Source organism: Listeria valentina, from assembly GCF_011800755.1.
Lineage (GTDB): Bacteria > Bacillota > Bacilli > Lactobacillales > Listeriaceae > Listeria > Listeria valentina.
This window is the reverse complement of sequence record NZ_JAATJW010000022.1, coordinates 12,952-38,474: the sequence shown is the minus strand read 5'-3', so window position 1 is coordinate 38,474 and position 25,523 is coordinate 12,952. Positions and strand designations below refer to the sequence as shown.

General features: G+C 40.3%; 27 protein-coding genes, 1 tRNA gene and 1 pseudogene. 5 read left to right on the top strand and 24 right to left on the bottom strand.

The annotated features are described in order from the left end of the window. Positions 1-60: 60 nt before the first annotated feature. The 5 genes and pseudogenes from HCK02_RS07160 to HCK02_RS07140 all read right to left on the bottom strand — a co-directional run bounded on the left by HCK02_RS07160 (position 61) and on the right by HCK02_RS07140 (position 2,532). Positions 61-237 (bottom strand): hypothetical protein, encoded by a 177-nt coding sequence (locus HCK02_RS07160; RefSeq protein ID WP_167629436.1) that lies wholly within the window; start codon positions 235-237, stop codon positions 61-63. Positions 238-254: 17 nt separating this feature from the next. Beyond that, positions 255-1,490 carry an alpha/beta hydrolase family protein gene (locus HCK02_RS07155; protein ID WP_208970455.1) on the bottom strand — a complete coding sequence of 412 codons (1,236 nt, stop codon included), beginning with the start codon at positions 1,488-1,490 and terminating at the stop codon, positions 255-257. Continuing rightward, positions 1,487-1,792: a hypothetical protein gene (locus HCK02_RS07150; RefSeq protein WP_167629435.1), complete on the bottom strand. Its 306-nt coding sequence runs from the start codon at positions 1,790-1,792 to the stop codon at positions 1,487-1,489. Before HCK02_RS07150 ends, HCK02_RS07155 begins: the two co-directional genes overlap by 4 nt. 160 nt (positions 1,793-1,952) lie before the next feature. Beyond that, positions 1,953-2,256 (bottom strand): annotated as a pseudogene (locus tag HCK02_RS14240) (WXG100 family type VII secretion target). Between the two features lie 204 nt (positions 2,257-2,460). Next, positions 2,461-2,532: transfer RNA gene (locus HCK02_RS07140), tRNA-Arg, on the bottom strand. 177 nt (positions 2,533-2,709) lie between these two features. Between HCK02_RS07140 and clpP the strand changes: the two genes are divergently transcribed. The 5 genes from clpP to HCK02_RS07115 all read left to right on the top strand — a co-directional run bounded on the left by clpP (position 2,710) and on the right by HCK02_RS07115 (position 6,703). Further along, positions 2,710-3,303 carry an ATP-dependent Clp endopeptidase proteolytic subunit ClpP gene (gene clpP / locus HCK02_RS07135; RefSeq protein ID WP_115753875.1) on the top strand — a complete coding sequence of 198 codons (594 nt, stop codon included), beginning with the start codon at positions 2,710-2,712 and terminating at the stop codon, positions 3,301-3,303. A gap of 182 nt (positions 3,304-3,485) precedes the next feature. Further along, positions 3,486-4,661 carry a hypothetical protein gene (locus tag HCK02_RS07130; protein WP_167629431.1) on the top strand — a complete coding sequence of 392 codons (1,176 nt, stop codon included), beginning with the start codon at positions 3,486-3,488 and terminating at the stop codon, positions 4,659-4,661. Between the two features lie 16 nt (positions 4,662-4,677). Then, entirely contained in the window at positions 4,678-5,859 is a 1,182-nt protein-coding gene (locus HCK02_RS07125; RefSeq protein WP_167629429.1) for a metal-dependent hydrolase family protein, read from the top strand. 218 nt (positions 5,860-6,077) lie between these two features. Continuing rightward, positions 6,078-6,335 (top strand): AbrB/MazE/SpoVT family DNA-binding domain-containing protein, encoded by a 258-nt coding sequence (locus tag HCK02_RS07120; protein WP_167629427.1) that lies wholly within the window; start codon positions 6,078-6,080, stop codon positions 6,333-6,335. Continuing rightward, complete coding sequence (locus tag HCK02_RS07115) at positions 6,335-6,703, top strand: type II toxin-antitoxin system death-on-curing family toxin (protein ID WP_281348875.1); 369 nt, start codon at positions 6,335-6,337, stop codon at positions 6,701-6,703. The genes HCK02_RS07120 and HCK02_RS07115 overlap by 1 nt, the downstream gene beginning before the upstream one ends. A gap of 136 nt (positions 6,704-6,839) precedes the next feature. Here the strand turns inward: HCK02_RS07115 and namA are convergent, their stop codons facing one another. From namA to HCK02_RS07020, 19 genes are all read right to left on the bottom strand, one after another. Next, entirely contained in the window at positions 6,840-7,850 is a 1,011-nt protein-coding gene (namA, locus tag HCK02_RS07110) for an NADPH dehydrogenase NamA (protein WP_167629423.1), read from the bottom strand. 26 nt (positions 7,851-7,876) lie between these two features. Then, entirely contained in the window at positions 7,877-8,848 is a 972-nt protein-coding gene (gene whiA / locus HCK02_RS07105; RefSeq protein WP_167629422.1) for a DNA-binding protein WhiA, read from the bottom strand. Positions 8,849-8,853: 5 nt separating this feature from the next. Continuing rightward, positions 8,854-9,819: a gluconeogenesis factor YvcK family protein gene (locus HCK02_RS07100; protein ID WP_167629421.1), complete on the bottom strand. Its 966-nt coding sequence runs from the start codon at positions 9,817-9,819 to the stop codon at positions 8,854-8,856. Position 9,820: 1 nt separating this feature from the next. Further along, the gene (gene rapZ, locus HCK02_RS07095; protein WP_167629419.1) at positions 9,821-10,696 is read right to left on the bottom strand and encodes an RNase adapter RapZ; all 876 of its coding nucleotides are present in this window, start codon (positions 10,694-10,696) and stop codon (positions 9,821-9,823) included. Between the two features lie 102 nt (positions 10,697-10,798). Beyond that, positions 10,799-12,526 (bottom strand): phospho-sugar mutase, encoded by a 1,728-nt coding sequence (locus HCK02_RS07090; RefSeq protein WP_167629417.1) that lies wholly within the window; start codon positions 12,524-12,526, stop codon positions 10,799-10,801. A 26-nt stretch (positions 12,527-12,552) separates the two neighbouring features. After that, positions 12,553-13,554: a UDP-glucose 4-epimerase GalE gene (gene galE / locus HCK02_RS07085; protein ID WP_167629415.1), complete on the bottom strand. Its 1,002-nt coding sequence runs from the start codon at positions 13,552-13,554 to the stop codon at positions 12,553-12,555. 163 nt (positions 13,555-13,717) lie between these two features. After that, positions 13,718-14,212 carry a hypothetical protein gene (locus HCK02_RS07080; RefSeq protein ID WP_115753884.1) on the bottom strand — a complete coding sequence of 165 codons (495 nt, stop codon included), beginning with the start codon at positions 14,210-14,212 and terminating at the stop codon, positions 13,718-13,720. Then, positions 14,205-15,005 carry a DUF3100 domain-containing protein gene (locus tag HCK02_RS07075; protein ID WP_167629413.1) on the bottom strand — a complete coding sequence of 267 codons (801 nt, stop codon included), beginning with the start codon at positions 15,003-15,005 and terminating at the stop codon, positions 14,205-14,207. The genes HCK02_RS07080 and HCK02_RS07075 overlap by 8 nt, the downstream gene beginning before the upstream one ends. 12 nt (positions 15,006-15,017) lie before the next feature. Next, positions 15,018-16,280: a M20/M25/M40 family metallo-hydrolase gene (locus HCK02_RS07070; protein ID WP_167629411.1), complete on the bottom strand. Its 1,263-nt coding sequence runs from the start codon at positions 16,278-16,280 to the stop codon at positions 15,018-15,020. A 216-nt stretch (positions 16,281-16,496) separates the two neighbouring features. Further along, the gene (trxB, locus tag HCK02_RS07065; RefSeq protein WP_167629409.1) at positions 16,497-17,459 is read right to left on the bottom strand and encodes a thioredoxin-disulfide reductase; all 963 of its coding nucleotides are present in this window, start codon (positions 17,457-17,459) and stop codon (positions 16,497-16,499) included. 84 nt (positions 17,460-17,543) lie between these two features. Beyond that, complete coding sequence (locus tag HCK02_RS07060) at positions 17,544-19,004, bottom strand: tetratricopeptide repeat protein (RefSeq protein WP_167629407.1); 1,461 nt, start codon at positions 19,002-19,004, stop codon at positions 17,544-17,546. 109 nt (positions 19,005-19,113) lie between these two features. Then, entirely contained in the window at positions 19,114-19,620 is a 507-nt protein-coding gene (locus tag HCK02_RS07055) for an acyltransferase (protein WP_167629405.1), read from the bottom strand. A 2-nt stretch (positions 19,621-19,622) separates the two neighbouring features. After that, the gene (gene ppaX, locus HCK02_RS07050) at positions 19,623-20,279 is read right to left on the bottom strand and encodes a pyrophosphatase PpaX (protein ID WP_167629402.1); all 657 of its coding nucleotides are present in this window, start codon (positions 20,277-20,279) and stop codon (positions 19,623-19,625) included. Positions 20,280-20,303: 24 nt separating this feature from the next. Then, complete coding sequence (gene lgt, locus HCK02_RS07045) at positions 20,304-21,137, bottom strand: prolipoprotein diacylglyceryl transferase (protein ID WP_167629400.1); 834 nt, start codon at positions 21,135-21,137, stop codon at positions 20,304-20,306. 114 nt (positions 21,138-21,251) lie between these two features. Then, positions 21,252-22,187 (bottom strand): HPr(Ser) kinase/phosphatase, encoded by a 936-nt coding sequence (gene hprK, locus HCK02_RS07040; protein ID WP_167629398.1) that lies wholly within the window; start codon positions 22,185-22,187, stop codon positions 21,252-21,254. 132 nt (positions 22,188-22,319) lie between these two features. After that, the gene (locus HCK02_RS07035; RefSeq protein WP_167629396.1) at positions 22,320-22,670 is read right to left on the bottom strand and encodes a phage holin family protein; all 351 of its coding nucleotides are present in this window, start codon (positions 22,668-22,670) and stop codon (positions 22,320-22,322) included. 10 nt (positions 22,671-22,680) lie between these two features. Then, the gene (locus HCK02_RS07030) at positions 22,681-22,878 is read right to left on the bottom strand and encodes a PspC domain-containing protein (RefSeq protein WP_167629394.1); all 198 of its coding nucleotides are present in this window, start codon (positions 22,876-22,878) and stop codon (positions 22,681-22,683) included. 25 nt (positions 22,879-22,903) lie between these two features. Continuing rightward, positions 22,904-24,148, bottom strand: a complete 1,245-nt coding sequence (locus tag HCK02_RS07025; RefSeq protein WP_167629392.1) for a PspC domain-containing protein — start codon at positions 24,146-24,148, stop codon at positions 22,904-22,906. Between the two features lie 75 nt (positions 24,149-24,223). After that, a complete protein-coding gene (locus HCK02_RS07020) occupies positions 24,224-25,480 on the bottom strand; it encodes a DUF4097 family beta strand repeat-containing protein (RefSeq protein WP_167629390.1) in 1,257 nt (418 codons plus the stop codon). Positions 25,481-25,523: the final 43 nt, after the last annotated feature.

Sequence of the window (25,523 nt, the reverse complement as noted above, 5' to 3'; positions counted from 1 at the left end):
AATGAAAAGGAGGCTCTTTATTTTGAAAATTTTTAAGTATTTACTCTTTTTGTGTCTACTTTATTGACATCTATCCAAGTCTTCTTCCCTTTGGCGCATCTGGTAGAGGATGGCTTCATAAGTTTGCTGCGCAATTTCTTCCCCTTTTTGCTGAAAACGATGAATATCCTCTGCTTGCTCCTCAAGTTCTTGCCTTTGTTGTCTGTATTCTTCTCGCAGCTCTTCTTCAGTTTTCATATACCAACCTCCCTAACTCATCCCAATTGCTGCGCTAATTCGTGATCTTTTTGTTTAAGAGCCTCAATACTCTGTTTAATTTCTTTTGCCAAATGATCAAATTTAGTCCCCATCTTTTTTACTTTATTGATTTTTTTCTGATATACCTCGCAGGGTTCAATGACTAATCGTTTTTCTGTGCAACCTACGCTTTCTAATTCCGCTAAGATTTCACTTTCTGTGAGCATATCTCCCACTCGGCGTGCTTCTTGTAGTATTTCTTTCCAAATCTTTTCGACCTTGTCCATGCCGTTTTGGTACACTTTTATGACATGAGCTGTGACCGCTTTAAACTCCGCCACAGCTGTTTCTACAACGGCTAATGCTCGACTATCATCTAAATAGATCTGTTCATTCGTCGAGATGCCTCCACCACTTGCTTGGAATTTCTTTTGTATTATTTCGAGATCATATAACTTGGCTATGTACTCGGTCATGGCATAGCGTTCTGCTTGTTGGACAATGGCTTCTTGGTTGTATTCATTATTGAGTATCTTTAGTCTTCCATCTTTATCAAACTTCCAATTACTTAACTGGTGATAGTCAATAATGTTCAAATGAGAACCCATTTCCATGCTCACTTTGATTTCGGCGTCTGTCCCATCTCCACCAAAGTTTCCAATAACATCTGCCCGATTCCGATAATTCGTTAACATACCTGGATTCGCTTTGATCCACTTTTTGGCTTCCTCCGATAAAATATTCGATGGGTCTGGACCATTAAATCCGACATTACGCCACTGATTTTCAGCAGCAATCATAAGTGCTAAGTATTCTCCGAGTGAGTGTCCAGTTGTTGTAATCCTAGAATTAGAATAGTCTTTCTTCACTTGGTCAGCGAATTCTCGTGCTGTTATTGCCTGTCCATCAACTTCTGTATTTTTAAAAGGATTAAGTGGATTTTGATCTAATTTTTCTTCACCTTTTATGACGGTTTCTAAATCTGTGTTTCGATCTTGTGCATCAGAAAAGTTTGTTCCTGCATAGGCAATGACAACTTCGCTAGTGTCGACTTTACCATGTTTATCCACTGGTGCTACTGCCATGGCTTGCATGCCGTTTTTTGAGTTATCCTCTGCTTTTATAACTTTATAATTTTGAGATAGATTCTTATTTTTTATGATATTACCTTTCTTTAAAGGAACATCAACCTTTTTTCTATCAACATTGTAGGCTATGTCAGATAAAATTCTATTATCCTGTTCTGTAATCATTTGAAGCCACCTTCGAATTGAATATCAATATTGTCTAAGTCCTTATGCTCATTTACTTTATTCTTTAACTTGAATGAATCAGGATCATAATAGATACTTATCATATTGTTTTTTATGTTACTAGTATCTTGAAATGTAAAGGTTATTATATTATTCTCATTAAGCTTAGCTGAAAGTGTCCAACTTCCAGTCATCTTGTTTTCAGATAGTTTACCAAACTGTATTTTTTTAACACCTTCATAATTTTGTACTATATATAACGCTACTTCTTTTTTTACTTCTTTACTTTCTTTATTATCCATATACATCTTCCCTCCAATAATTAAGACAACCACAATTATCACTACTGCAACAGAAATTAAAATAATCCTGCCCTTTTTCATCTCATCTCTCCATCCATTCTACTTCTTCGTATATCAAAAATGCCTCTTAAAGTATACAATAAGAGACATTTTTTGGAAATTAAAACCCAAAGTTTTCGGACATCTGTTGTTGGTCTTGCGCTTTCACTTCAGTCGATATTTTTTGAAGTCGTTGCTCGATTTGATCCATCAAATTCGCGAACTTGGTTACTTTCGATTTTAATTGGTTGAATTGATTATCAAAGCATGCAAAGGGTTGCCCCTCCAATTATTCCGAAGTTGTTCTTGTAATTGCGATAACCGTTGTAACATTGCTCAATATCACGTGCACTTGTGCCATAAGCCTTGACGCGATCGAGCAACTCGTCAGGTGTCATTCTGACTTGTCCGAATATAAAATCCATCTCTTGATTATGTATTTTTCTTTCAATTATAATATACCATAATCCAGAAAAGAAATTGTGTCGATTTAATGAACTTTTTATTGAATCATATACAAAAAATATAACCAACTTGTGGGCGCTAAAGGTATATTAAGCCCATATAGATTATAAAAAAACATCTTATTCATGATTAATGAATAAGATGTTTTTCAATTTACTTTTTAACGCCCTCGGAGGGAATCGAACCCCCATTTTAAGAACCGGAATCTCACGTGCTATCCGTTGCACCACGAGGGCAATTTTCACCGTACGAATAATAATTATAGACGAAAACCCTGCTTTTTACAAGTTTTATTCAAAATTTAAAGCCTTTCATTTGACCTACTTTGACCTTTGTTATATGATATAATCATTACATGAGAAAGAAGCATTTTCTCATTCTAAATTATTGATATTCACAGGAGGAATCTTGATATGAATTTAATCCCTACAGTTATTGAACAAACAAGCCGTGGCGAACGTGCTTATGATATCTACTCTCGCCTTTTAAAAGACCGTATTATTATGCTTGGCTCTCCAATTGACGACAACGTAGCTAACTCTATTGTATCGCAATTACTTTTCCTTGATGCCCAAGACCCTGAAAAGGATATTTTCCTTTACATTAACTCTCCAGGCGGTAGCATCTCTGCTGGGATGGCGATTTACGACACAATGAATTTCGTCAAAGCTGATGTACAAACAATCGGCATGGGGATGGCTGCTTCAATGGGATCATTCCTTCTTGCAGCGGGCGAAAAAGGAAAACGTTTCGCTCTTCCAAACTCAGAAATTATGATTCACCAACCATTAGGTGGCGCACAAGGACAAGCAACTGAAATTGAAATTGCTGCACGTCATATTTTAAAAATCAAAGAACGCATGAACCAAATTTTAGCTGATAAAACTGGTCAACCACTTGAAGTCATTGCGCGTGATACAGATCGTGATAACTTCATGAGTGCAGAACAAGCAAAAGAATATGGCTTGATCGATGACATTATCGTAAACAAAGCTGGCTTAAAATAAGCATTACCTAAGGCCTTGCATCTTTCACAAGATGCAAGGTTATTTTTATGCACAATTTTGCAACTATGTATCGCCTCTTTTTTGTAAATGTTACAAATTTTTTAATATCTTCGAATTAGTCTTTCTTTTTAAAGAATTTGGTGTATAATAACTCCTAAAACTAAATAAAAAGGAGAGATTTTATGGCAACAATCGCAGCATTCCTGGCGGTGATGGTCGCTATCTTCGTTGGTGAGTGGGTTTCCACTTGGACGAAAGCGCTTGTCCCGTCTCTTTTCATCACTTCGGTTATTTTCATCATTGGTTACTGGACAATTTTTCCGAAAGACCTTGTCGAAAAAGCTAGTTTCGGCGTCAACTTTGCAGGTATCTGCGTACCTCTTCTGCTAGTCCATTTAGGAACGAGCATGAATCTAAGACAACTTGCGAGGCAATGGAAAGCAGTTGCCATTAGTCTCCTTGGTGTTTGTGGAACCCTTCTACTAACACTTACAATCGGGAGTTTCATTTTTGATGTTCACACCGTTTTAGCTGCTGTCCCGGCTATGGTTGGCGGAATCGTCTCAGCTCTTCTAATGAGCGATAGTTTGAACCAAATTGGCTTAACATCACTTGCCACGTTACCGGTCTATATGATTATGTTTCATGGTATTTTTGGTTATCCAATCACCTCGCTCATGCTCAAAAAAGAAGCACGACGTTTGCAAACCAACTTCCAAAGCGGAAACATTAGTTCAGCCGATTCGCTAGAAGCAACTGAAGAGGAAGATTCCAAAAAATTTATTGAAAAGCTGCCAAATGACTACAAAACAGGTGCATTTATCCTAGCACGTGTTATACTAGTTGCATTAATCGCTTTTGTAGTCAGTCAATTGATTCATAACTTTATTAATTACAACATCTTGTGTCTACTTTTCGGCGTTGTTTTCTGTGAACTTGGTTTCCTAGAAAAAAACGCGCTTCACAAAGCTGGGGTTTTCAATTGGCTCATTTACGGGTTAATTGCTTACATATTTATGCAGCTTAGCACTTCGACTCCAAAAGGATTTGTTTCTTACATTCCTGAAATCATCATTTTGCTTGTTCTAGGCGTTATCGGAATGTACCTTATTTCACTTCTATTGTCGAAATATTTGAAGCTTTCGAAAGAAATGGGCTTCGCCGTGGCATTAACCTCACTGCTTGGTTTTCCAGCCGATTATATCCTAACGAACGACGTAATTAAAGACGTCTCAAAAGATCCTAAAGAAGTCGACTACTTAACCAGAAACATGTTACCACCAATGCTTGTCGGCGGGTTCACCACCGTCTCAATCGCTTCCATTATTATTGCATCAATTTTCATAAAATTCATATAGAAAGTAGGACAAAAACATGACAAAAACAAAATTCAAAAATGCACAAGTTTTTACAGGAAACGGGGAACAGTTTGAACAAATTGATTTTGGTGTTGACGAGTCAACCGGACGCCTCTTTTTCGATCTTGAAAACCACAGCTTTGATGTTGAGAAAGACTTGGGTGGCAGGTTTGTAATGCCTGGTCTCATCAATTGCCACACTCACGTGGTTCTTGACCCTTTCTTCAAAATCGGTGGACTTTCAACCGTTTCAAGCAAAGAAGCAGAAGCTGTACGTGGAACCTTCATCGCACTAGATAACATCCAAAAATCGCTGAAACACGGTGTTACCTATCTTCGTGACTGTGGTTCTTCCTTTGATATCGATATCAAGCTTTCTCAGCTTGAAAAAGAAGGTCATTTATTTGCACCGGGTATCGTCGGATCTGGTCCAGCGCTTGTGATGACTGGTGGACATGGGGTTGAGCTTGGACTTGAAACAGATGGTCCTGATGAAATGAGAAGAAATGCCCGTCGCAATATCAAAAATGGCGCGCGAAACATCAAAATGATGGCTACAGGTGGAGTAAGTGTAGATGGCGAAAAACCAACAGATGTTCAACTTAGTGAAGAAGAAATGCGCGTAGCCGTTGAAGAAGCCCATCATAAAGGCTACACAGCTTGCGCCCATGCGCAGGGCACGGAAGGCATCAAAAATGCTATCCGAGCAGGCGTTGACTCGATTGAACATGGCGTTTACCTTGACGACGAATCCATCCAAATGCTTCTTGCCCACGGTACATTTGTAGTCCCAACTCTGATTGCACCTTACGCTATCAATCAGCATCCAGATGTGCTGCCAGAATTCATGGTTGCCAAATCCGTTGAAATTTCGGAAGCACATTTTGAAAGCATCGGAAAAGCAGCTAAAGCGGGCGTCAAGCTAGCGCTTGGAACCGATTCAGGTACGGCCTACAATGACTTTGAAAATAGCGCCGCCTTTGAAATGGAGCTCATGGTTCGCGCGGGAGTTACCCCGCTTCAAGCCCTTCAAGCTGCTTCCAAAAACGCCGCTGAACTTTTGAAAATCGATCGAGAAACTGGAACTCTTGAAGATGGAAAATTGGCTGACTTCCTTGTTCTAAAAGAAAACCCACTTGAAGATATCCGAGCTGTACAAGGCGAAAAAGATGTCTACAAAAAAGGAAGACTTGTTTAAAAGAGAAAAACAATATTAATTCCATAAGCTGAAATAAAAAACCTCTCGTTGAATTCATTAATTGATTAAAATGAATAGAAACGAAGGTTTTTTTATGAAGAAAGTAAATATGGACTCCTTTTTAAAATCAAGTTACTTCATTTAACTTCTTGTAAAAATAATCATTTCTGAAATAACATTCATTTTATAATATTATTATATAAGCGAGGTGTTTAAAAATGAGCAACATCATAAAAAAAACAAGAAAAGCAAGAAAGCAAGGAAATACCTATATTACTTCATTACCAATGGAAGTCATTCAAGCATTATCTATTTCCGAAGGTGATCAAGTTGAATTTATTGTGAAAGATCAGCAAGTAAATATAAAAAAGAAAACCCCTATTGATACGAAGAATATTTCTGCAAATTTTTATGAAGAAATTGATCAGCTGATGGATCAATATGATACGACATTTCATAATCTGGTTAACCGCTGATGAAGTATCTATCGCTAGAAGAAATCGTTGCGATGAATTATGCACTTATCAGAAGATATAGTCCGGGGGAATTAGTCGGTGTTAAAGACATGAATGCGCTTGAGATGACCGTTGCTTTGCCTAAACAAGAAGTTTTTAACAAAGAGTTGTATCCCACAGTTTTGGATAAGGCATATATTCTCTTTTTTAATTTAATCAAAAAGCACTGTTTTCACAATGCGAATAAAAGAACAGCCACTTTACCGTTATTATTATTTCTAAAAAGAAATGATATTGACGTTCAAATTAGTCAAAAAAATCTAGAAGAGTTAGCTATAGGAGTAGTTCTTGATCAAATTGGCAAAGAACAATTCATGACTTATTTTTAGATCTCTCTGGCACTGATCCACTTTTGATCATATTAAAATGCAATAGTCAAAGGTAGGACTTATAGCTAGCTTTATTAATGAGAAAAAGAGCTTTCTACAGATGTAAGATTAATCTGTAGAAAGCTCTTTTTTGTCGTCAAGCTCGACTATATTGAATTGGGCCTGCTATTTCTTCACCAAGTTGGCTAGCTGCTTCTCTTGCAAAATATGGATTGCGAAGTAGTTCGCGTCCAAGGAAAATCAAATCAGCACGTCCGTTTCCAAGGATTTCTTCAGCTTGGATTGCATTTGTAATCAGACCAACTGCCCCGGTTGCAATCCCTGCGCCTGCTCGAATTTTTTCAGCGAACGGGACTTGGTAGCCTGGATAGCTGTTTGGTGCAACAGGGACTAATCCGCCGCTAGAAGTATCCACAAGTTCTACGCCATCTGCTTTCATCCATTTTGCAAAAGGAATGTAATCATCCGACGTTAAGCCACCATGTGCGTAATCATCTGCTGAAATTCGAACCACAACAGGTCCATCCCAAACTTCGCGAACAGCTTTAATTACTTCGCTTAAGATCCGGTAACGATTCCCCGCTGGGCCGCCGTAAGTATCTTCACGCCGATTTGTGAGTGGTGAAAGAAATTCATGGAGCAAATAGCCGTGCGCGGCGTGGATTTCAATTACGTCAAAGCCCGCTTCTGCTGCCCGGTAAGCCGCGCGTTTAAAGTCAGCCACTACTTCCTTGATTTCCTCACTAGTAAGTTCTTCAGGTGTTCCATATTTATCACTAAAAGGAATGGCAGAAGGTGCAACAATTCGACCTTCAAGTTCTGATTTTCTGCCTGCATGCGCAAGTTGAATGCCTGCTTTCGCATCGTGATAGTGAATACCGTCTGTAATCCGCTTAAGCATCGGAATTTGCTCGTCATTCCAGATTCCAAGGTCATTTGCTGAAATTCGTCCAACGGCTTGTACAGCTGTGGCTTCGGTGAAAACAAGGCCAACGCCACCTGCTGCACGCGACATGTAATGAGTTAAATGGAAGTCTGTTGCAATTCCATCTTCTTTTTCAACTGAATACATGCACATCGGCGACATCACAATCCGATTTTTAAGCGTTACATCTTGCAATTTGTAGCTAGAAAATAATTTCGACATCAAACTCGCATCCTTTTCCTTATTTTTTAATGTTCAAAAACACGGAGCCCCACTTGTGACGGGGCTTCTCCATTTCGAAGTCGCTCGGCTATCTGATCAATTTTACGTAATCTATGATTGATTCCCGATTTGGAAATAGGTCCCGCACTGATCATTTCCCCAAGTTCTTTAAGCGAAACATCTTCATGAGTCACTCGTAGCTCAGCGATTTCACGCAACCGTTCTGGTAGAGCATCTAGACCCACTTCCGCTTGAATGAATTTAATATTTTCAATTTGTCGCACAGCCGCGCTAATCGTTTTATTCAAATTCGCCGTTTCGCAGTTCACCAGCCGGTTGACCGAATTTCGCATATCACGCATGATTCGTACATCTTCAAAGTGCAGAAGCGCTGAAGTGGCACCAATAATACTAAGGAACTCTGTAATTTTTTCTGCTTCTTTTAAATACGTAATCGAGCCATTTTTCCGCTCAAGCGTCCGTGCGTGAAGCCCAAATTGATTCATCAAATCGCAAATCGCTTCATTGTGCTCCGAATAGACCGAAAAAATCTCCAAATGGTAAGAAGAAGTTTCCGGGTTATTTACAGAACCACTCGCAAGAAACGCACCACGGAGATAGGCCCTCTTCGCATTCCTTTTTTTCACAAAACCTCTGTCAATTGATTTGATAAACGTGAAAGAATCTTTTAAAATATGCAGATCTTCCAAAATCTCACGTGTTTTGACTTTCAAACGCACAATATAAACATTATTCTTTTTCAGCTTCATCTTTTTTCGTACTAAAAGCTCAATCGGAATATTATAAAGCCGCTTTAAAAGCTGATACATCCGTCTTGCTGTCGCCGCATTTTCCGTTTGAACGTCCGCCACCATGGCGCCGTTTGAAATGGAAACCGCTCCATTCATCCGAATAAAGGCAGCAAGTTCCGGCTTCGCTTCATCATCCGTCACTTCAAAATGCGTTAATTCTTTTTTTGTTTCCGAAGCAAATGACATTTCACTCACTCCTTTTCATTATAATTCGGTAGCAAATTCAGGAGTGCTGTAGCCACTTTTTCGCCATCGTGCCGAACAAGTCCATCCTCGGTCGAGAGAAAATCATGATAAATTGCTTCAACGCCCAACTTGCTGATTCCTGCAGCGTCATGTACGACTTGTGTGACTTCATCCGGAAATAGCAATTCTTGCGGCACTTTCTCCGTGTTGATCAACGTTTTAGTAATAAATGGCTCACCGACGTGTTCCTGAATGACACGAATATGGTCCGCATCGCTAAAATAATCGGTTTCTCCAATTTGCGTTAAAATATTAGTGATATAAACTTTTTCAGCCTTTGAATTCACAACCGCTTTGGCAATTCCTTTCACAAGCAAATTTGGCAAAAGGCTCGTATAAAGGCTTCCCGGGCCGATCACAATCAAATCTGCTTCTTGAATCGCTTGCGTCGCCGTCTCTAGTGGCTCCACATCTTCTGGTTCAATAAAAGCACGTTTGATCGGTTTGTTTTGTAGCGGAATAAGCGATTCACCCGTAACGATATCGCCATCTTCCATCTCTGCTTTGAGAATAAGCGGCTTATCCGTAACCGGAATCACCTTGCCGCGAATTCGTAGTACTTTCGCCAAAACATCAATCGCATCTACATAGCTTTCGTTCAACTGTGAAAGTGCTGTTAAAATCAAATTCCCAACAACGTGTCCTGACAAATCTCCATCTACCGTAAAGCGATACTGAAACAAATCAGTCAAGCGCTTATCCGCGTTCGAAAGAGCAATCATGACATTCCGAATATCTCCCGGCGGCAAAACATCCATCTGCTGTCTGATTTTCCCCGAGCTTCCACCATCATCAGCAACCGTAACAAGCGCAGTCAGATTAATTTTTTTCTTTTTTAATCCTTTTAAAACAACAGGAATCCCTGTACCTCCGCCAATTACGACTACTTTCGGCATTGCATCCCTACTCATTTTAACTTTCCTTTCTGCGCTTCATATCACGGTGCGAAATAATCGTTTCGTATTTGGACTCAAGAGCCTTACCGATATACTCCGTAAGAGCAACAGAGCGGTGCTGTCCGCCTGTGCATCCAATAGCAACAATAAGTTGTGTTTTTCCTTCTCGTTTATAAAACGGCAACGTGAAATTAAGCAAATCAAGTGTTTTATCAAGAAATGTTTCTGTTTCTGGCCATTTCATGACATAATCATAAACTTCTTTATCTTTCCCAGTTAAAGGTCGCATCTTATCAATATAATGTGGATTTGGTAAGAAACGAACGTCAAACACAACGTCAGCATCAAGTGGCAATCCGTATTTGAATCCAAATGACATGACTTGGACGTTAAAAATATCTTTATTTTCTGCCTTAAATTCTTGGTTGATCCGATCACGCAATTCACGTGGTGACAAACGTGACGTATTAATAACGAGTTGTGCACGGCCTTTCAAATCGCTTAAAAGCTCACGTTCAGACCGAATTCCTTCGAGAACCGAGCCGTTTGGTTCAAGCGGATGGTGCCGTCTTGATTCTTTGTAACGTGAAACGAGTACTTGATCGTCCGCTTCTAAAAATAAAATTTTTGTTGTAATAAACGATGTATTATCAAGATCATCGAGTGCCGAGTCGATCGAATCAAAGAAATCACGGCTTCTTAGATCCATAACGAGCGCAATTTTATTCATCTTCCCTGATTCTTTCATCAGTTCCCAAAATTTAGGAAGAAGTGTAGGCGGCAAGTTATCAACACAAAAGTATCCTAGATCTTCTAGTGACTGCATGGCAACCGTTTTTCCTGCCCCACTCATCCCAGTAATAATGACTAATTGCAATTGATTCGAAGCCAAAATTCCACGCCCTTTCCATTTTAGCTATTCTTTTATTGTACCACATTGTAAGGAAGAAAGAATAAAAAAGAAGCTTCAAACTCAGAAGCTTCTTCCCTTCTTTCAACGTTCCACTTGCTCTAAAAGCGCATCACGAACACGCGTTAATTTAGCCAAGCTTTCTTCCGCTGTTTTTCCTTTAATACTGAAATAAAATTTGATTTTCGGTTCCGTTCCAGATGGACGAAGGCAGAACCACGAACCATCTTCTAAATAAAATTTCAAAACATCCGCGCGCGGTAGTGCAATCGCTGCCGTTTCACCAGATGCGTAAGTCGTCTCACTCCGCAAATAGTCTTCTGTTCGACTAATTTTTTCACTACCCATACTTGTCGGTAGTTGTTCGCGGAAACGCGACATCAAAGCTTTAATTTGCTCTGAACCATCTTTTCCGCTTAGCGTTAGCGAAACTAAGTCTTCTTTGTAATAGCCAAATTGCTTATAGAGTTCTTCTAGCTCATCAAACAGCGTAAGGCCACGTTCCTTCGCGTCGAGCATTACTTCCGAAATCGCAAGCACCGCTTGAATCGCATCTTTATCTCGCGTAAAAGCCTTCACCATGTAGCCGTTACTTTCCTCGTAGCCAAATTCAAATTGATGTGAACCCGTCGCTTCAAAACCTTTAATTTGTTCAGCAATAAATTTAAAGCCCGTCAACACTTCAATCATTTCCGCACCATAAAACTCAGCAATATCTCGTCCAAGGTCACTTGTCACGATGGATTTTAACACTGCAGCATTTGATGGTAACTCACCTTGCTTTTTCTTTTGCTTCAACAAATAATTCAAAATCAAAGCGCCAATTTGATTTCCCGAAAGCACATCGAATTCACCAGAATTTGTCCGCACTGCAACACCAAGTCGGTCAGCATCTGGATCCGTCCCTACGAGAATATCGGCATTTTCTTTTTCACCATATGAAATCGCAAGTTCAAAAGCTTCACGATTTTCCGGATTAGGTGACTTGACCGTTGAAAAATCCGGATCATTGATAAATTGTTCTTCTACTTTAATAATGTTTGTGAAACCAACACTTTGAAGCGCAGGCACACCAAGAATTCCACCTGTACCATGAAGCGGCGTGAAAACAATCTTAATGTCTTTTCCTTTTTCTTGAACAAGCGATTTATTCACGATCACTTCTTTAAGCTTTTGCAAATAAGGACGATCCACTTCTTCGCTGATTACTTCAAGTAAGCCTTGCGTTTTCAGAGTTTCAAGGTCTTCAATTTGAACAGAAAAAATATCTTGGATCGCATCAATGTATTCCGTAACCGCATTCGCGCTTTCTGGAGGCATTTGACCACCATCTTCTCCGTAAACCTTGTAGCCATTATATTCTGGCGGGTTGTGACTTGCCGTAATCACAATCCCACTAAAACAATTTAAATAGCGTACCGCAAAAGAAAGTTCTGGTGTGGGGCGCAGTGCTTCAAATACATAGCTTTTCACACCATGTTTCCCGAGCACAGCCGCACTTTCAAATGCAAATTCGCGTGACATATAACGTGGATCATAAGCAATCACAACGCCACGTTTTTTAGCTTCTTCACCATTTTCGGCAACAAAGCGAGCTAAACCTTCCGATGCCTTTCGAATCGTGTAAATGTTCATCCGGTTTGTTCCTGGACCGAGCACACCACGCATGCCTGCCGTACCAAATTCCATATCCCGGTAAAAACTATCTTCAAGAACCTTTTCATTACCAGCTTCCTGATCCAGCTCTTTTCGAAGTTTTTCATCTAAATCCGAATTCTCGAGCCACTTCCGGTATTCCACTTGCCAGTTCATAACTAATCCCCTCTCAAAAACCCAATTTACTTTTCATCTTTATCATCATAGCCGTTTGGATGCGCCGAATGCCATCTCCAAGCCGCACCAATAATATCGTGCATATCCGTATGTTCCGGTTCCCATCCTAGAATCCGCTTAGCCTTTTCGCTCGATGCTACAAGCGCACTTGGGTCCCCAGGACGTCGTGCTACAATTTCATCTGGAATAGCTTTCCCAGTAACTTCGCGCGCCACATCCAGCATTTCTTTCACCGAATAGCCGTTATTACTTCCAAGGTTAAAGATATTGCTTTCCCCGCCATTTTTCAGATATTCAAGTGCCAAAATATGGGCTTTTACTAAATCAACAACGTGGACATAATCCCTGATACAAGTCCCATCCTCAGTCGGATAATCATCCCCATAAATCATCAACTTTTCACGTTGCCCAAGTGCTACCTGCAAAATAATTGGCACAAGATGAGATTCTGGATTGTGGTCTTCACCAATTGAACCATCTTCCTTCGCACCCGCCACATTAAAATAGCGAAGCGCCACATAACGCGTTCCGTACGCCAAATCGCACCAGTGCATCATCTTCTCCATCATCAATTTCGAATCGCCATATGTACTTTCCGGCTTCGTGCGCATCTCTTCAGTCAGTGGCACTTTCTCAGGTTCGCCGTAAGTCGCAGCAGTAGAAGAAAACACGATATGCTTCACGCCAAACTCTTCCATCACTTCAAGCAAAATTTGCGTTCCGTGCACGTTATTATTCAAATACTCCAGCGGGATTTCCATGGATTCCCCGACAAGCGAACTAGCCGCAAAATGAATAACACCGTCAATTTTCTCCTTACGAAACACCTCTTGCAAGAACACTTTGTTGCGAATGTCCCCCTCATAAAAAGCAGCTTTTTCATGTACCGCTTGCCGGTGTCCTGTTTTTAAATTATCTACAACAACCACATCATAGTTATCCGCTATCAATTGATCTACCGCATGTGAGCCGATATAGCCAGCTCCTCCAAGAACAAGAATACTCATCCCATTTCCTCCTCGTACATTTTACATTTAAATTCATTCTACAACAAATCTTGCACTTCGTCATGTGAATTCAATAAGAATACCGCTTGTTCACAAATTTGTCATTTCTTTTTACTCAACAAAAAAAGTTGAGATCAAAAGATCCCAACTTTCCCTATTCCAATCACAGTTTTCCAGTAACCCACAATCCGAGTTGTGACAAAATCGCGCTTCCTAGATACGTACCAATAAAAACAAAGATCGCAACGATGGCTACTTTCCAAGAAGTCTTCGATAAATCAATCAAGTGATCCGCAACTGAAATTCCTGCGAACGCCAAAATCGGCGTTGTAATCGACAAGAAATCCACAGCCGCAATCGCTTGAACGAAGAAATTCGATGATAAACAGAAAATAAGCGAAACAAGCGAAACCCATCCAAGTACTGGAAAACTCTTCAAAATATTTACCGGTACTTTTTTCATGATATCCGAAACTAGAATCCCAATAAAGGAAAAGCCCCATAAAACAAAGAGTCCAATAAACGTATCCATCGAAATCGGCGTTCCTTCAGGATTTTTCCACAACTTCACTTGTTGCGTAAATAAAATAAGCGCAATACTTAAAAGTAGAACTAGACCAAATTTAATATACTTATGCTGCAGTACTTTGTTAGACACCTTGCTTCTCCCCTTTCCTTGTTAAAACGCGGTACATAAATCTTTGTAGCGGAACCGCCAAAAAGACCATCGTGTAAGTTCCCAAAAAGCTTGTTAAAAGCTGACTTGCAGCAGCAAAAGAAAGAATCGTGCCGCTTAAATCAGGAACTTGAGCCGCAAGTGTTGAAGAAGCCGCCGTCATCATGCTGGCTGATCCCACACCTGAACTCATCGCAAGTGCCCGTACATCGAATCCAAGGTAAAGTAAGAACGGTGCAAAAATACTGAAAAAGATTGCGCCAAAAAGAGTTCCGATCAAATAAATCGATAAAACGCCTCGCCCTTCCGGTGAATTGAGCGTATATTTCTCCGAGATATAAGCGAGTTCTCCTTCACGTCCAAGTCCAAGCGTTGCACCAATTGCTTCACGGCGAAGACCAAGTAACAATGCGATCGGAAGACCTAGCAGAACAGTCCCTAAGTTCCCAAGTTCTTGGAAAATAAAGACCCAGCCGATGCTGAAAATCTCTTTAATATTCGGAGCTACATCTGCCCCGTAACGTGCCATAAGTGGCAACATGATATAAATCAAGTACTTTCCAGAAAAACCAACATTTTCTTTGCTATAAATTCGTTTCAAAATCCCTTTTCTAAAATAAGGAACCCCAAGAATCATTCCGATGATGACAGCAAAAACAAGTGGAAGAATCGTAATCGTTACTTTCCCCATTTTCACTGGTACAATTCCAATTAGTTCCGAAATGGCAATAATCACTAAAACCGTTGCTAACAAATAAACAAAATTCTTTTTCATTGGTCCTCCCTTTTACGATTCAATTATACTCAAGATTTGTTGTTCATATTCTTTATAACTACGTTTGTATAACTCTTTACGATCGATTGACCCATTCATCTCTTCAAGCACATCTGCAATAAAGCCTGGAAGCGTTTCAAGAACAAATGGCTCATCAATCATTTTAAAATCATCACCGTGAATTGAGCCTGTAAACCCGCCGTAGCTAATTTGAATACAAGGCATCATAAAGGATAAATCGCCAATATCTCCAGCAGCTGCAATGCCACCACGATCTTCAATAATCGCTTCCACAGCATCATTTTTTAGATAAGCTTGCTTTACAAATTCATTCAAATAGCGATTTTGAATGAACGGTAGATACCCCATTTGCGTTTGAATATCCACTTTGCCACCCAAGCTCATGGCGCTTCCAAGAGCAGCTTGATCGAGCTTCACAGCCGTTTGCTTCATATAGTCAAGCGTTCTTGTACGCAAATCTGTACCAACGCGGACCTTATTTGGAATCACATTCGTCGACATATTCGAATTCATCAAAATCGGATTAAAACGAACAAGCATCGTGTCATCCATTTGTTGCCGCATAAAGCCTAAAGCCACATTAAATAAGTTAGACATACTGTAGGCATTAACCCCGCTAAATGGGTCAAAGCCCGCATGCGCAGCTTTTCCTTCAAAATCATAGTACTTGTACAAAAAGCCTGCCAAATCACAGTTAATTTCGATCGTCGGCTTATCAAACGTTTCACCGATTGCATGCACGCACATCGCAAAATCAATATCGTCAAAAACTCCCAGCTTCATCGCTTCCGGTTTCCCACCATAATATGTAATTTTTCCTTGCGAACGTAACGTTTCACGATATTCCAAATCTAAAAATTCCTCTGCAGGAACGAATACAAAAACGATATTAAAATCAAATTTTTCATAAGCTTTAGAGCTTACCAAGTAGGCATATAAAGCGAGCGCTGTCGTAATTTGTGTAAAGTGCCCACAATTATGAGCCGCGCCCGTTTCCGGATCAGCGTTGAAATGCGTTGGTGCGTAAACCGCATCCAGTTCAGCGATAAACGCCATCGTCATTTCCTTATCCTTCGAAAGCCACGTTTTGATCCCCGTTGCACTAAAATGTTCCAACTGAGCATCCGGATTCTCCTTCAGCAAAAAGTCTTCCACCACTTTTTTGGTGTACACTTCTTTGTATCCTAATTCTGGATGATCGAACAAATCATGTGCAATTTTTGACATTTCTTCAAAGCGTTCACGAAAAAACATATTCAAGCCACCTTTTCATTATTTTTAAATTCCGCAACAAAAGCTCTACAGATGATTTGTTTCTGTTAAAAAATACAGCTGGAAAACTTTCATGAAATCATTTTAACATAACATTTCCTTCATAGATATAGCATTCTGTTGGATTTTTCTAATATTTGCAAAATCATTTACATAAAAAGAAACTCTCGCTTTTCAAAAAGCGAGAGTTTCTTAACGTTATTTATTAACTTCTTCAAGTGCCAAGGTTTCCTTTAGCTCTTCCACAAATTTCTGCGCATTTTGTCCAGCAATGCCGCCATCGCCAGTTGCCGTAACAATTTGTCGAAGCGATTTCGCGCGCACATCGCCTGCCGCAAAAATCCCAGGAATAGTAGTTTCCATTTCTTCATTCGTTACAACATAGCCTGATGCGTCAGTAATGCCCAAGTCGCGAAAAGGCTCAGTAAGTGGAACAAGTCCAACATAGATGAAAACACCTGCAGCTGGAATATCACGTTTAGAACCATCTTTTGTAGATACTAGACGCACTCCAGTTACTTTCTTCCCATCACCAAGAATTTCTTCCACTTCAGAATTCCAAATAAAATCTACTTTGTCATTTTTAAATGCACGATCTTGCAAAATTTGTTGCGCACGGAGTTTATCACGGCGATGAATTACAGTTACTTTATCCGCATAACGTGTTAGATAAGTTCCTTCTTCAACCGCCGAATCGCCGCCACCGACGACAAGTAATTCTTGATTTTTGAAGAACGCCCCATCACAAACGGCACAATAAGAAACACCGCGCCCAGAAAGGTCTTCTTCACCCGTTACACCAAGTTTTTTATGTTCGGCACCGGAAGCGATAATAACCGCACGTGCTTTATAGCTTTTTAAACCTGCTGTAACAAGTTTATAGCTGTTATGATCTTCGATTTCTTTAATGTCGCCATAAGCATACTCTGCACCAAATTGTTTAGCGCCGCTTAGCATTTTATCGGATAGTTCAGGGCCAAGAATACTGTCAAAGCCAGGATAGTTTTCTACTTCTGCTGTATTCACCATTTGGCCGCCGGGAACTCCGCGTTCAATCATCAGCGTATCTAAATCTGCACGAGAAGTATAAAGTGCTGCTGTCATTCCAGCAGGTCCCGCACCGATGATAATGACATCATAAATTTTTTCTTCATTTGCCATTTTTATTCCTCCTAGTTCCCAGTTCTAAGTCTATCAACAGCTTAATACGAAAACCCATTTTCGTCTATTTTTCTGCTCATACGGTCACAGAAATGGTAACTCAAGTGGTTCAGCTCCACAAATTTGTGTCGCTTCACTCACTCGCTTCCCGCCAAAATGAACTAACAGACACGCAGAAATGCCTTGCAACTGCTCTTCATCAAGTGTCACTTCAGCTTCGCTCAAGCGAAAAATGGCAGCAAGTGTTTCTTTATAGAAAGAAAGGTTTTCGGCAGAAAGCGGCAAGGCTTCTTCCTCAAGCTTCCGCCAAATCTGGATCAAAGATTTGCAATTCCGCTCCAAAATGCCTTCGGGTAAATACTCGAAGTCTGTGAATACCAAATGCTCAAGATAATTCCAATTGCTCATCTCAAATAGCGGATTAAAAAGAAGCAGTTCCGCTCGCACGGAAGAAATCGAAAGCGCATAAACGCCAATAAAATGATCCAGCTCATCTTCCGAGCAAAGTTCCGTCAAAATTTGCGAAGCTTCGTGAGCCATCTCCCCTTTTCTTGAAAAAGGAAAAGCCTCTCGCTCGTAAACATCACAATTCAAAAACTGTTGCCAGTATTCCTTTGCATGTTCCTCCTGCCCGAGATAAAAGGCTGTTTTTGCCCGGTAATAGTAAAAACGCGGACGATCTGTAACCTCGAGATCAACTATATCGACAAACAAGTTCTCAGCCTGTGTGTAGTCTGCCATCATCGCGTGCAACACAGCCAAGCGCTCTTTGTGATGAGTCAAAATCGGAACTACTTTTTTTAGTTCTCCGTATAATTTCTCAGCTTCTTCGCGGTTCGCTTTAAAATAATGGTACACAAACAAATCCGCTAGCCCAAGTAAATTCCCCGGCGAACGATCGAGCAGCCGATAAAGAACCTTCAAGCCTTCCTCTTCTCGTAAATCTTCAAAATAAAGCATCGCGAGCTGATTATACGCTGGCCAAAAATTGGGCTTATCGTCAATCACCTTCTCAAGCACCTGACATGCCGAAGCACTATCTTCCTCTGCCAAATAACGATTCAGCTCCCGTTTATACTGGTAAAACTCTTGTTCAGCTTTAGCGAAATTGTTTTCAAGCGCCACGCCGATCGGAGTCTCCTCTAGTAAAAGTTGAACCAGATCCTCTGCTTCCTCTTTATACTCGCCAGTCGGGTCGAGCTCCTGATAACGCTTGGCATATTGAAGGGCACGCCTAAAATCTTTCATATAAGCGAAGTTATTGGCAATAAAGTAATAACAATACACCATATTCTCATCCAAGTTTTCCAAAATATAACGTAAAAATTGGTTAGACTTATGGAACTGTCCTACTTCCGTATAACAAATTGCCAGTTGGCACATCACCACCGGCTCGCGTGGTTCAAGTTCATGTGCTCGTTCCAAATATTCGATTGCTTCTTTGATCTTTTCTTCGCGAAAAGCTGCAATCCCCCGTTCAAAATAGAAGTAACTATTCGGGAAAAAGTGAATGACTTTCGCGTCTCTTGATTCTCTTTTCTTCAACTTCTCCCCTCCATTCCTCGTTTCTTAGTTGAAGTATATCATAGATTTTTCGTTCCGCAAGTGGCAAAAAGACTGAAATAAGAGCCCAATTTATCTTTACGCTCCCATTTCAGTCCCTTTTATTTTCCCGATCAAGCGGGCGCACAACGAGCGGGTTCCCAAATGCTAAGTGATCATCTGGAATATCTCGATTAACAACTGCCCCAGCACCCACTTTGACACGGCTTCCAATCGTCACTCCCGGAAGAATCGTTACATTAGCTCCGATCATCGTGTCATCACCAATTTGAACTTCTCCGGTGCGGTATTCTTCAACCAAATATTCATGTGTCAGAATTGTCGTATGAAATCCAATAATCGAATTCCGACCAATTTTGATTTTTTCTGGATAAAACAAATCAAAGGTTACTTTGAAAGCGACAGCCGTATTTTCACCAATCTCCATCCGCAAAAGACTTCGGTACAACTTTCGCTTGCCTGAAATCCACGGAAAATAGCGACAAAACTCAATCACGATCGTGTTTTTCAAAGTTCGCCAAAATGATACCGTTTGATAAACTCGAAATAGCGGATTTTCTTTTTCTTTTCTTGGTTTAAAACGGTTCAAGCGACGCATCGTTACTCTTCCTCACGATGAACAATCTTCAGCAAGTCGCCCATTTTGTGTAACATATAATCGGGTTCATAAGCGAGAAGAGTTTCTTCCCCTTTGATACTCCAAGCAACACCAGCAGCTTTTACACCAGCATTTTTTCCAGCCAAAATGTCATGATAGTTGTCTCCGACCATGATCGCTTCCTCTTTTGAAGCATTTAAAAGCGTTAACGCCATGTTAATTCCCTCTGGATCGGGCTTTGCAGCTTGCACTTGATCGAAACCGATAACGACTTGGAAAAACTTATCTAGCCCCATTACTTTTAGGCCTCGCATCACTGTGTCATAAATCTTCGTTGAAACAATAGCGAGTTTATAATCTTCTTCATAAAGAGCTCGAATCGCTTCATAAACACCATCATATTCCAAGATCAGCTCATCATGATGCTCATTTGTATACGCTCGGTAAAAATCGATCATTTCTTCTGCACGTTCTGGCAACAAATTCCCAAAGGTTTCAGAAATCGGCGGTCCAATAAAAAGCAGGATTTCTTCACGAGAAAATTCTTTTTCAGGTAAAAATTCTTTTAATGTCGCTTGAAAAGAAGCGATAATGAGTTCATTGGTATTAATCAAAGTCCCATCTAAATCGAAAAGCAGGGTTGTGATTTCGCTAGTCATGTCTACACCCTTTCCTGATTAAAATTATTTCCTTTTTGGCACGTCACCGAACTTATCGGCCATATAATAGGGCGGATTTTGTTTGATCCGACGGTAAGCAATAATCGCAAGAGAAACCACGATAAGGAGTATAGCAAGTACTTGCGAAACGCGGAAATCGCCCCACATTAAGCTATCTGTTCGCATCCCTTCGACAAAGAATCGTCCGAAAGAATACCAAATCACGTAACTCAAGAAAAGTTCACCTCGTCTGATTTTTGTTCGGCGCAAGATGAGTAAAACGATAAATCCTAAAACATTCCAAAGGCTTTCATATAGAAAGGTTGGTTGATAGTATGTACCTTCAATATACATTTGATTGACAATGAAGTCTGGTAAATGCAAACTTTCCAAGAAACTCCGGGTAGTTTCTGCACCGTGTGCTTCTTGGTTCATAAAGTTGCCCCAACGTCCAATAGCTTGAGCGATAATCAAACTTGGCGCTGCAATATCCGCCAACTGCCAAAATGAAATTTTCTTCACTCGGGCAAAGATGATAGCTGTCGCAACGGCCCCGATTAAAGCGCCATAAATCGCAATACCGCCATGCCAAATTTTAATGATTTCACCTAAATTATTTTTGTAAAAGTCCCACTGGAATACGACATAATAAATCCGCGCACAAATAATTGAAATCGGGATGGCCCAAATCAAAAGGTCAATGTACAATTCTTTATCCAAGCCACGCTTGCTAGACTCTCGAAGAGCTAGTAAAAGAGCAACAACAACACCAACTGCAATAATAATGCCATACCATTTGATTGAGAGTCCGCCAAGATCGATCGCAACCGGATCAAGCGGTTTAATTTGATTCTCCATGTCTAACCTACTTTCATTCACTTTGTTCGTATTGATTGTACCTTTTTTTACGTAAAAAGAAAAGGAGCCCGAATTCCTACTTCTTCATTCACTCGTGGCTCCATTTCTAGCATTTTAATCGTTCATACTGTTATGGCTAATCAAATGATTAAGGTCACTCGTAAAGCGTTCAGCCGCATTGTATCCCATATTTTTCAACCTGAAGTTCATCGCTGCAACTTCGATAATAACCGATAAGTTTCTTCCCGGTCGAACCGGAACCGTGATCATCGGTATATCCATATCAAAAATTTGCGTTTTTTCTTCATCCAGTCCAACACGATCATAGTGTTTTTCTGGATCCCAATTTTCCAAATGAACTACGAGCGTAATCTTTTTACTCGACCGAACCGCACCTGCACCGAAAAGCGTCATAACATTAATAATGCCGAGCCCGCGGATTTCCAGTAAATGTTCAATAATTTCTGGCGAGGAACCAATCAGCGACAACTCATCTTCTTTACGAATTTCAACGTTGTCATCAGCGACTAGTCGGTGCCCGCGTTTCACAAGTTCAAGCGCTGTCTCACTTTTCCCAACGCCACTATTTCCAGTAATCAAAACACCAAGCCCATAAATATCTACTAAAACGCCATGTTTTGAAATAACTGGCGCAAGCTTGCTTTCCAAGTAATTCGTAATATAAACGGACAAACGCGTTGTTTTAAGGCGAGAACGAAGGACTGGGATTCCAGCTTCTTTTGCGGCTTGAATGAGCTCGTCGGGTGCTTCTAGGCTACGTGAGATTACAAAAGCAGGCGTGCGGCGCGTACACATTTGCTGGTACCGCTTTAAGCGTTCTTGCGTTTCCATTCCCTTTGAAAATGAAATCTCCGTCATTCCGAATAGTTGTACACGGTCTTCAGGATAATACGAGAAAAAGCCAGTCAGCTCGAGACCTGGTCTTGATAAATCACTTGTTACGATTGGGCGATCTAATCCGTCATCTGAACAAAGCACTTCTAAATTAAGCCGCTCCACTAATTCTTTTACCGGAACAGATTTTGTCATCGAATTACCTCCATCAAGGTTTGTTTTCTTCATTTTACCATTTCTCGCGCTTTTCGAGTAGTTAAATCATATACTTTACTTGAAATTACTTCCTAAACAAAAACAGCCCCATTCACTTGGAGCTGTTTTTTGTTATTTCTTATTATCCCATAATACGGAATTAATAATCATATTGGCAAACGCCATAATCGCAGCAATCAACATTGCCATTCCAAATCCATCAATACTAAACGAGCTTCCCATGAAATAAGTCGTAAGTTCAAGCATTAGCGCATTTACAACGAATGTAAACAAGCCAAGCGTCAAAATATTAATTGGGAGCGTTAGAATAAATAAAATCGGACGAACTAACATATTTAAGATTGCTAAAATAAAACTTGCAATGACAGCAGTCATAAATCCGTCGACATGGAAACTTGAAAAGAACCCAGACATTGCGACAAATAAAACTGCATTAATAATGACACCTATTAACCAGCGCATTTTCGAAAATTCACTCCCATTCTAACTCTGGAGCTTTCGGCATAATAATCGCAGCAATGATATATAGCAAGATACCCGATCCACCGATTAAGGTTAGAACTACCCAAGCAAGGCGTATCCAAGTAACATCAAAGCCCAAGTATTCTGCAAAGCCACCGCAAACCCCAGCTAGTATTTTTTGTTCTGATGATTTTGTGAGTTTTTTCATCGTAATTCTTCCTTCCTTTTAATGATTATAAAACATTTTCCTGTTTTTCTTCCAGTTCGGTCACTTTAATAATTCCAGTATCTACGTTAGCTTGCAAAGTTGCCGTACTGATTTCTTCAGCATTTTGAGTGAAAACAAGCGCTTGATTCGAATCATCCCAAACCTTAGCATTTTTCAAATCAAAGTAAATTTTTTCTCGTTTGGTTCCAAGTGTTCCATCCACGTTCCACGATGCGGGAATCTGGATGCGAATATCGCCATGTGGAGCTTTCAAGTCAGCTGCCGTTGCGGAATCGTTGTGCAAGTTATACTCCACATCACCCTTAGCGGATTTAGCAATCGTGGTAATAAAATTACCATCCACAACCACATCTCCTTTTTGCGTAGCAAGATCGAGATTTTCAATATTTGCTCGCTTGAAGAAAATTTCGCCATCTTGTAAATCTGCACTCAAGAACTTGCCACTAGCTGCCGAGGAACGAAGGTCCCCATGATGAATCTTAATAATCGTATCTTCTGCTGAAATATCATCAAATTTCAAGTTCCCGTTAAGCAATTGAATTTTAGCTTGTTCATACAGTCTTTTAGGAACCGTCAAAACGACATCTGTTTTCAAAACATCTTTTCTTGATTCAAACGTAAATTGTGCTGGGTCAATCTCTAGCATAGTTTGACTAAAGAAATAATCCCACAATTTATCTTCGCTCATTTGACGAATCGACCGTGCTTTCTCATGAACTGCAAGAACAACACGCATCTTCAATTCATCTTTTTCCCAAACACGGACACGGACGTCTCCTGTCGCAATTTGAACTTTAAGTGCCTTGAATGTTGTTGCGTCAAACGTAAATTCACGAGTTGGACGCGGTCTTGCTTCCCCGCGGTGAATCGGCGGTTCTGGCGTATGAGGTGGACGCATTTTATCAGCATTTCGCATGTGTCCTCGTTCCATATGAGCCTGCTTTCTTGCAATTCTTTCGTCCATTCGTTCAAAACGTTGCTCACGTCTTTCACTCACGTAGCGACGTTTTTCATCTTGTCGCCGACGAAATTCCGCTCTCACCTCATCATTGTTCATTTTACTTGAAGGAATCACAAACAAAGCAATAATGTAAGCGATGATTGCAATACCAGTCTTCATCGTAAAAATCGCAAAAACAATAAAGACAAGTCGTAAAACCGTTGCATCAATTCCAGTGTATTCCGCAATACCTCCGAAAACGCCACCCACTTTACGATCTACTCGCGACCTTCTTAACTTTTTCTCCATAGCCTGTGCTTCCTTTCTTCCTAAAACTTAACTAACTAAGCAGGAAACAGGAGTGCTGCTTCCCGCAAATTGAATTTATTTAAAGTCTCTAATTTTCACATTACCCGTCGTTGCTTCAGCTTCCACTTTCAATGCTTCCGAATCTTCACTTGAAGCTTTCGTAAATACCATCATTTTGTTCACGGATTCCGTTTTGGAATCGAGAACATTCGCATCCTTCACATCGAGCAATAGTTTACCTAGATTGGTATGAATTCGCCCATCCAAGCCTGATTCCTTCGGCACGATAACCTCAATGTTTCCAGCCCCAGCTTTTGCCTTGAGATAAACTGCATTGGAATTTTCTAGTTGATAACGTACATTACCATTTTTAGTGGTCAAGTTACTTGAATAAAATTCACCTTTCACAGCCACATTTCCATTTAGAGTTTTAAGCGAAACATCTCGCACTTTCCCATTTTGAATCCGAACATTCCCATTGATCGATTCAATTTCAGCAAGTGTAGCTTGAAGCGTTCCAACACTGATATTGCCATTCGTTGTTTTCGCAAACAAGTCACGTCCAACTAGCTCATCAATATGGAAATTTCCGTTCAAAATTTTGATCGAAACATAGTCATATTCCCGGCGTGGCAAGTAAACCGTCAAGTTGGTCACAATTTGTTTTGATTTAGACTCGAAGCGAAGCGTTTCTTCATCTACCCGAAGCGTCGTTCGATCAAAGAAAATTTTCATTGCTTCCTCTTCTGGGTATTCCTTGAAGAGTTTAATCGCAGCCTTCACACGGATATCATTATTTTCCGATGGCTTGAATTCAATGTTCCCAAGCGCAACGTCAAACTCTAAAATTGAAAGCGTCGTGTCATGATAAACAAATTCGCGTTCTAGCTTCGTTGAGGTTAAAAACGGAAACGGCATATCCTTCACTTGATTGATAGCACTTCCCAAGAAAGAACCAATTTTTTCGCCCGCTTGCGATAAATCACTCATCACATTTTTCAATGTTTCTTCGCGTTTCGCTTGCTTTTCACGTTCTAATTTAGCTTTTTCTTCCTTGTTCGATCCATCTTGAGGACGAGGACGCGTTTTTTTGGCTTCTCCGCCACGATACGGATTATCTTTTGTGTTCCAACCTTGCGAATAATCATAACCCGCTTCCTCTTGTTCCTCCTCTTCCTGACGAGCTTCCGAGCGATCAGCTTGGCGCATATTTTCCGAAGCCGCACTTTTTCCTTCTTTTTTCGAAATATTTTCAAGTAACATCAAAGCTTCTTCAGTTGAGATAACGCCTTGTTTTACGAGTTCCAAAATACGTTTACGTTCATTCTCCATGTTTCTTCCCTCCAAAAATTCATCATTTATTCAAACATTCCAG

What these genes read in the sequence shown, in the direction of transcription:
- HCK02_RS07025 (WP_167629392.1), bottom strand. Translation starts at nt 24,148, where the DNA reads ATGGAGAAAAAGTTAAGAAGGTCGCGAGTAGATCGTAAAGTGGGTGGC.
- HCK02_RS07160 (WP_167629436.1), bottom strand. Translation starts at nt 237, where the DNA reads ATGAAAACTGAAGAAGAGCTGCGAGAAGAATACAGACAACAAAGGCAA.
- HCK02_RS07130 (WP_167629431.1), top strand. Translation starts at nt 3,486, where the DNA reads ATGGCAACAATCGCAGCATTCCTGGCGGTGATGGTCGCTATCTTCGTT.
- clpP (WP_115753875.1), top strand. Translation starts at nt 2,710, where the DNA reads ATGAATTTAATCCCTACAGTTATTGAACAAACAAGCCGTGGCGAACGT.
- hprK (WP_167629398.1), bottom strand. Translation starts at nt 22,187, where the DNA reads ATGACAAAATCTGTTCCGGTAAAAGAATTAGTGGAGCGGCTTAATTTA.
- HCK02_RS07020 (WP_167629390.1), bottom strand. Translation starts at nt 25,480, where the DNA reads ATGGAGAATGAACGTAAACGTATTTTGGAACTCGTAAAACAAGGCGTT.
- trxB (WP_167629409.1), bottom strand. Translation starts at nt 17,459, where the DNA reads ATGGCAAATGAAGAAAAAATTTATGATGTCATTATCATCGGTGCGGGA.
- ppaX (WP_167629402.1), bottom strand. Translation starts at nt 20,279, where the DNA reads ATGACTAGCGAAATCACAACCCTGCTTTTCGATTTAGATGGGACTTTG.
- HCK02_RS07030 (WP_167629394.1), bottom strand. Translation starts at nt 22,878, where the DNA reads ATGAAAAAACTCACAAAATCATCAGAACAAAAAATACTAGCTGGGGTT.
- HCK02_RS07055 (WP_167629405.1), bottom strand. Translation starts at nt 19,620, where the DNA reads ATGCGTCGCTTGAACCGTTTTAAACCAAGAAAAGAAAAAGAAAATCCG.
- HCK02_RS07070 (WP_167629411.1), bottom strand. Translation starts at nt 16,280, where the DNA reads ATGTTTTTTCGTGAACGCTTTGAAGAAATGTCAAAAATTGCACATGAT.
- HCK02_RS07100 (WP_167629421.1), bottom strand. Translation starts at nt 9,819, where the DNA reads ATGAGTAGGGATGCAATGCCGAAAGTAGTCGTAATTGGCGGAGGTACA.
- HCK02_RS07150 (WP_167629435.1), bottom strand. Translation starts at nt 1,792, where the DNA reads ATGGATAATAAAGAAAGTAAAGAAGTAAAAAAAGAAGTAGCGTTATAT.
- HCK02_RS07120 (WP_167629427.1), top strand. Translation starts at nt 6,078, where the DNA reads ATGAGCAACATCATAAAAAAAACAAGAAAAGCAAGAAAGCAAGGAAAT.
- lgt (WP_167629400.1), bottom strand. Translation starts at nt 21,137, where the DNA reads ATGGAGAATCAAATTAAACCGCTTGATCCGGTTGCGATCGATCTTGGC.
- namA (WP_167629423.1), bottom strand. Translation starts at nt 7,850, where the DNA reads ATGTCGAAATTATTTTCTAGCTACAAATTGCAAGATGTAACGCTTAAA.
- HCK02_RS07155 (WP_208970455.1), bottom strand. Translation starts at nt 1,490, where the DNA reads ATGATTACAGAACAGGATAATAGAATTTTATCTGACATAGCCTACAAT.
- HCK02_RS07125 (WP_167629429.1), top strand. Translation starts at nt 4,678, where the DNA reads ATGACAAAAACAAAATTCAAAAATGCACAAGTTTTTACAGGAAACGGG.
- HCK02_RS07035 (WP_167629396.1), bottom strand. Translation starts at nt 22,670, where the DNA reads ATGCGCTGGTTAATAGGTGTCATTATTAATGCAGTTTTATTTGTCGCA.
- HCK02_RS07075 (WP_167629413.1), bottom strand. Translation starts at nt 15,005, where the DNA reads ATGAAAAAGAATTTTGTTTATTTGTTAGCAACGGTTTTAGTGATTATT.
- HCK02_RS07090 (WP_167629417.1), bottom strand. Translation starts at nt 12,526, where the DNA reads ATGAACTGGCAAGTGGAATACCGGAAGTGGCTCGAGAATTCGGATTTA.
- whiA (WP_167629422.1), bottom strand. Translation starts at nt 8,848, where the DNA reads ATGTCATTTGCTTCGGAAACAAAAAAAGAATTAACGCATTTTGAAGTG.
- galE (WP_167629415.1), bottom strand. Translation starts at nt 13,554, where the DNA reads ATGAGTATTCTTGTTCTTGGAGGAGCTGGCTATATCGGCTCACATGCG.
- HCK02_RS07115 (WP_281348875.1), top strand. Translation starts at nt 6,335, where the DNA reads ATGAAGTATCTATCGCTAGAAGAAATCGTTGCGATGAATTATGCACTT.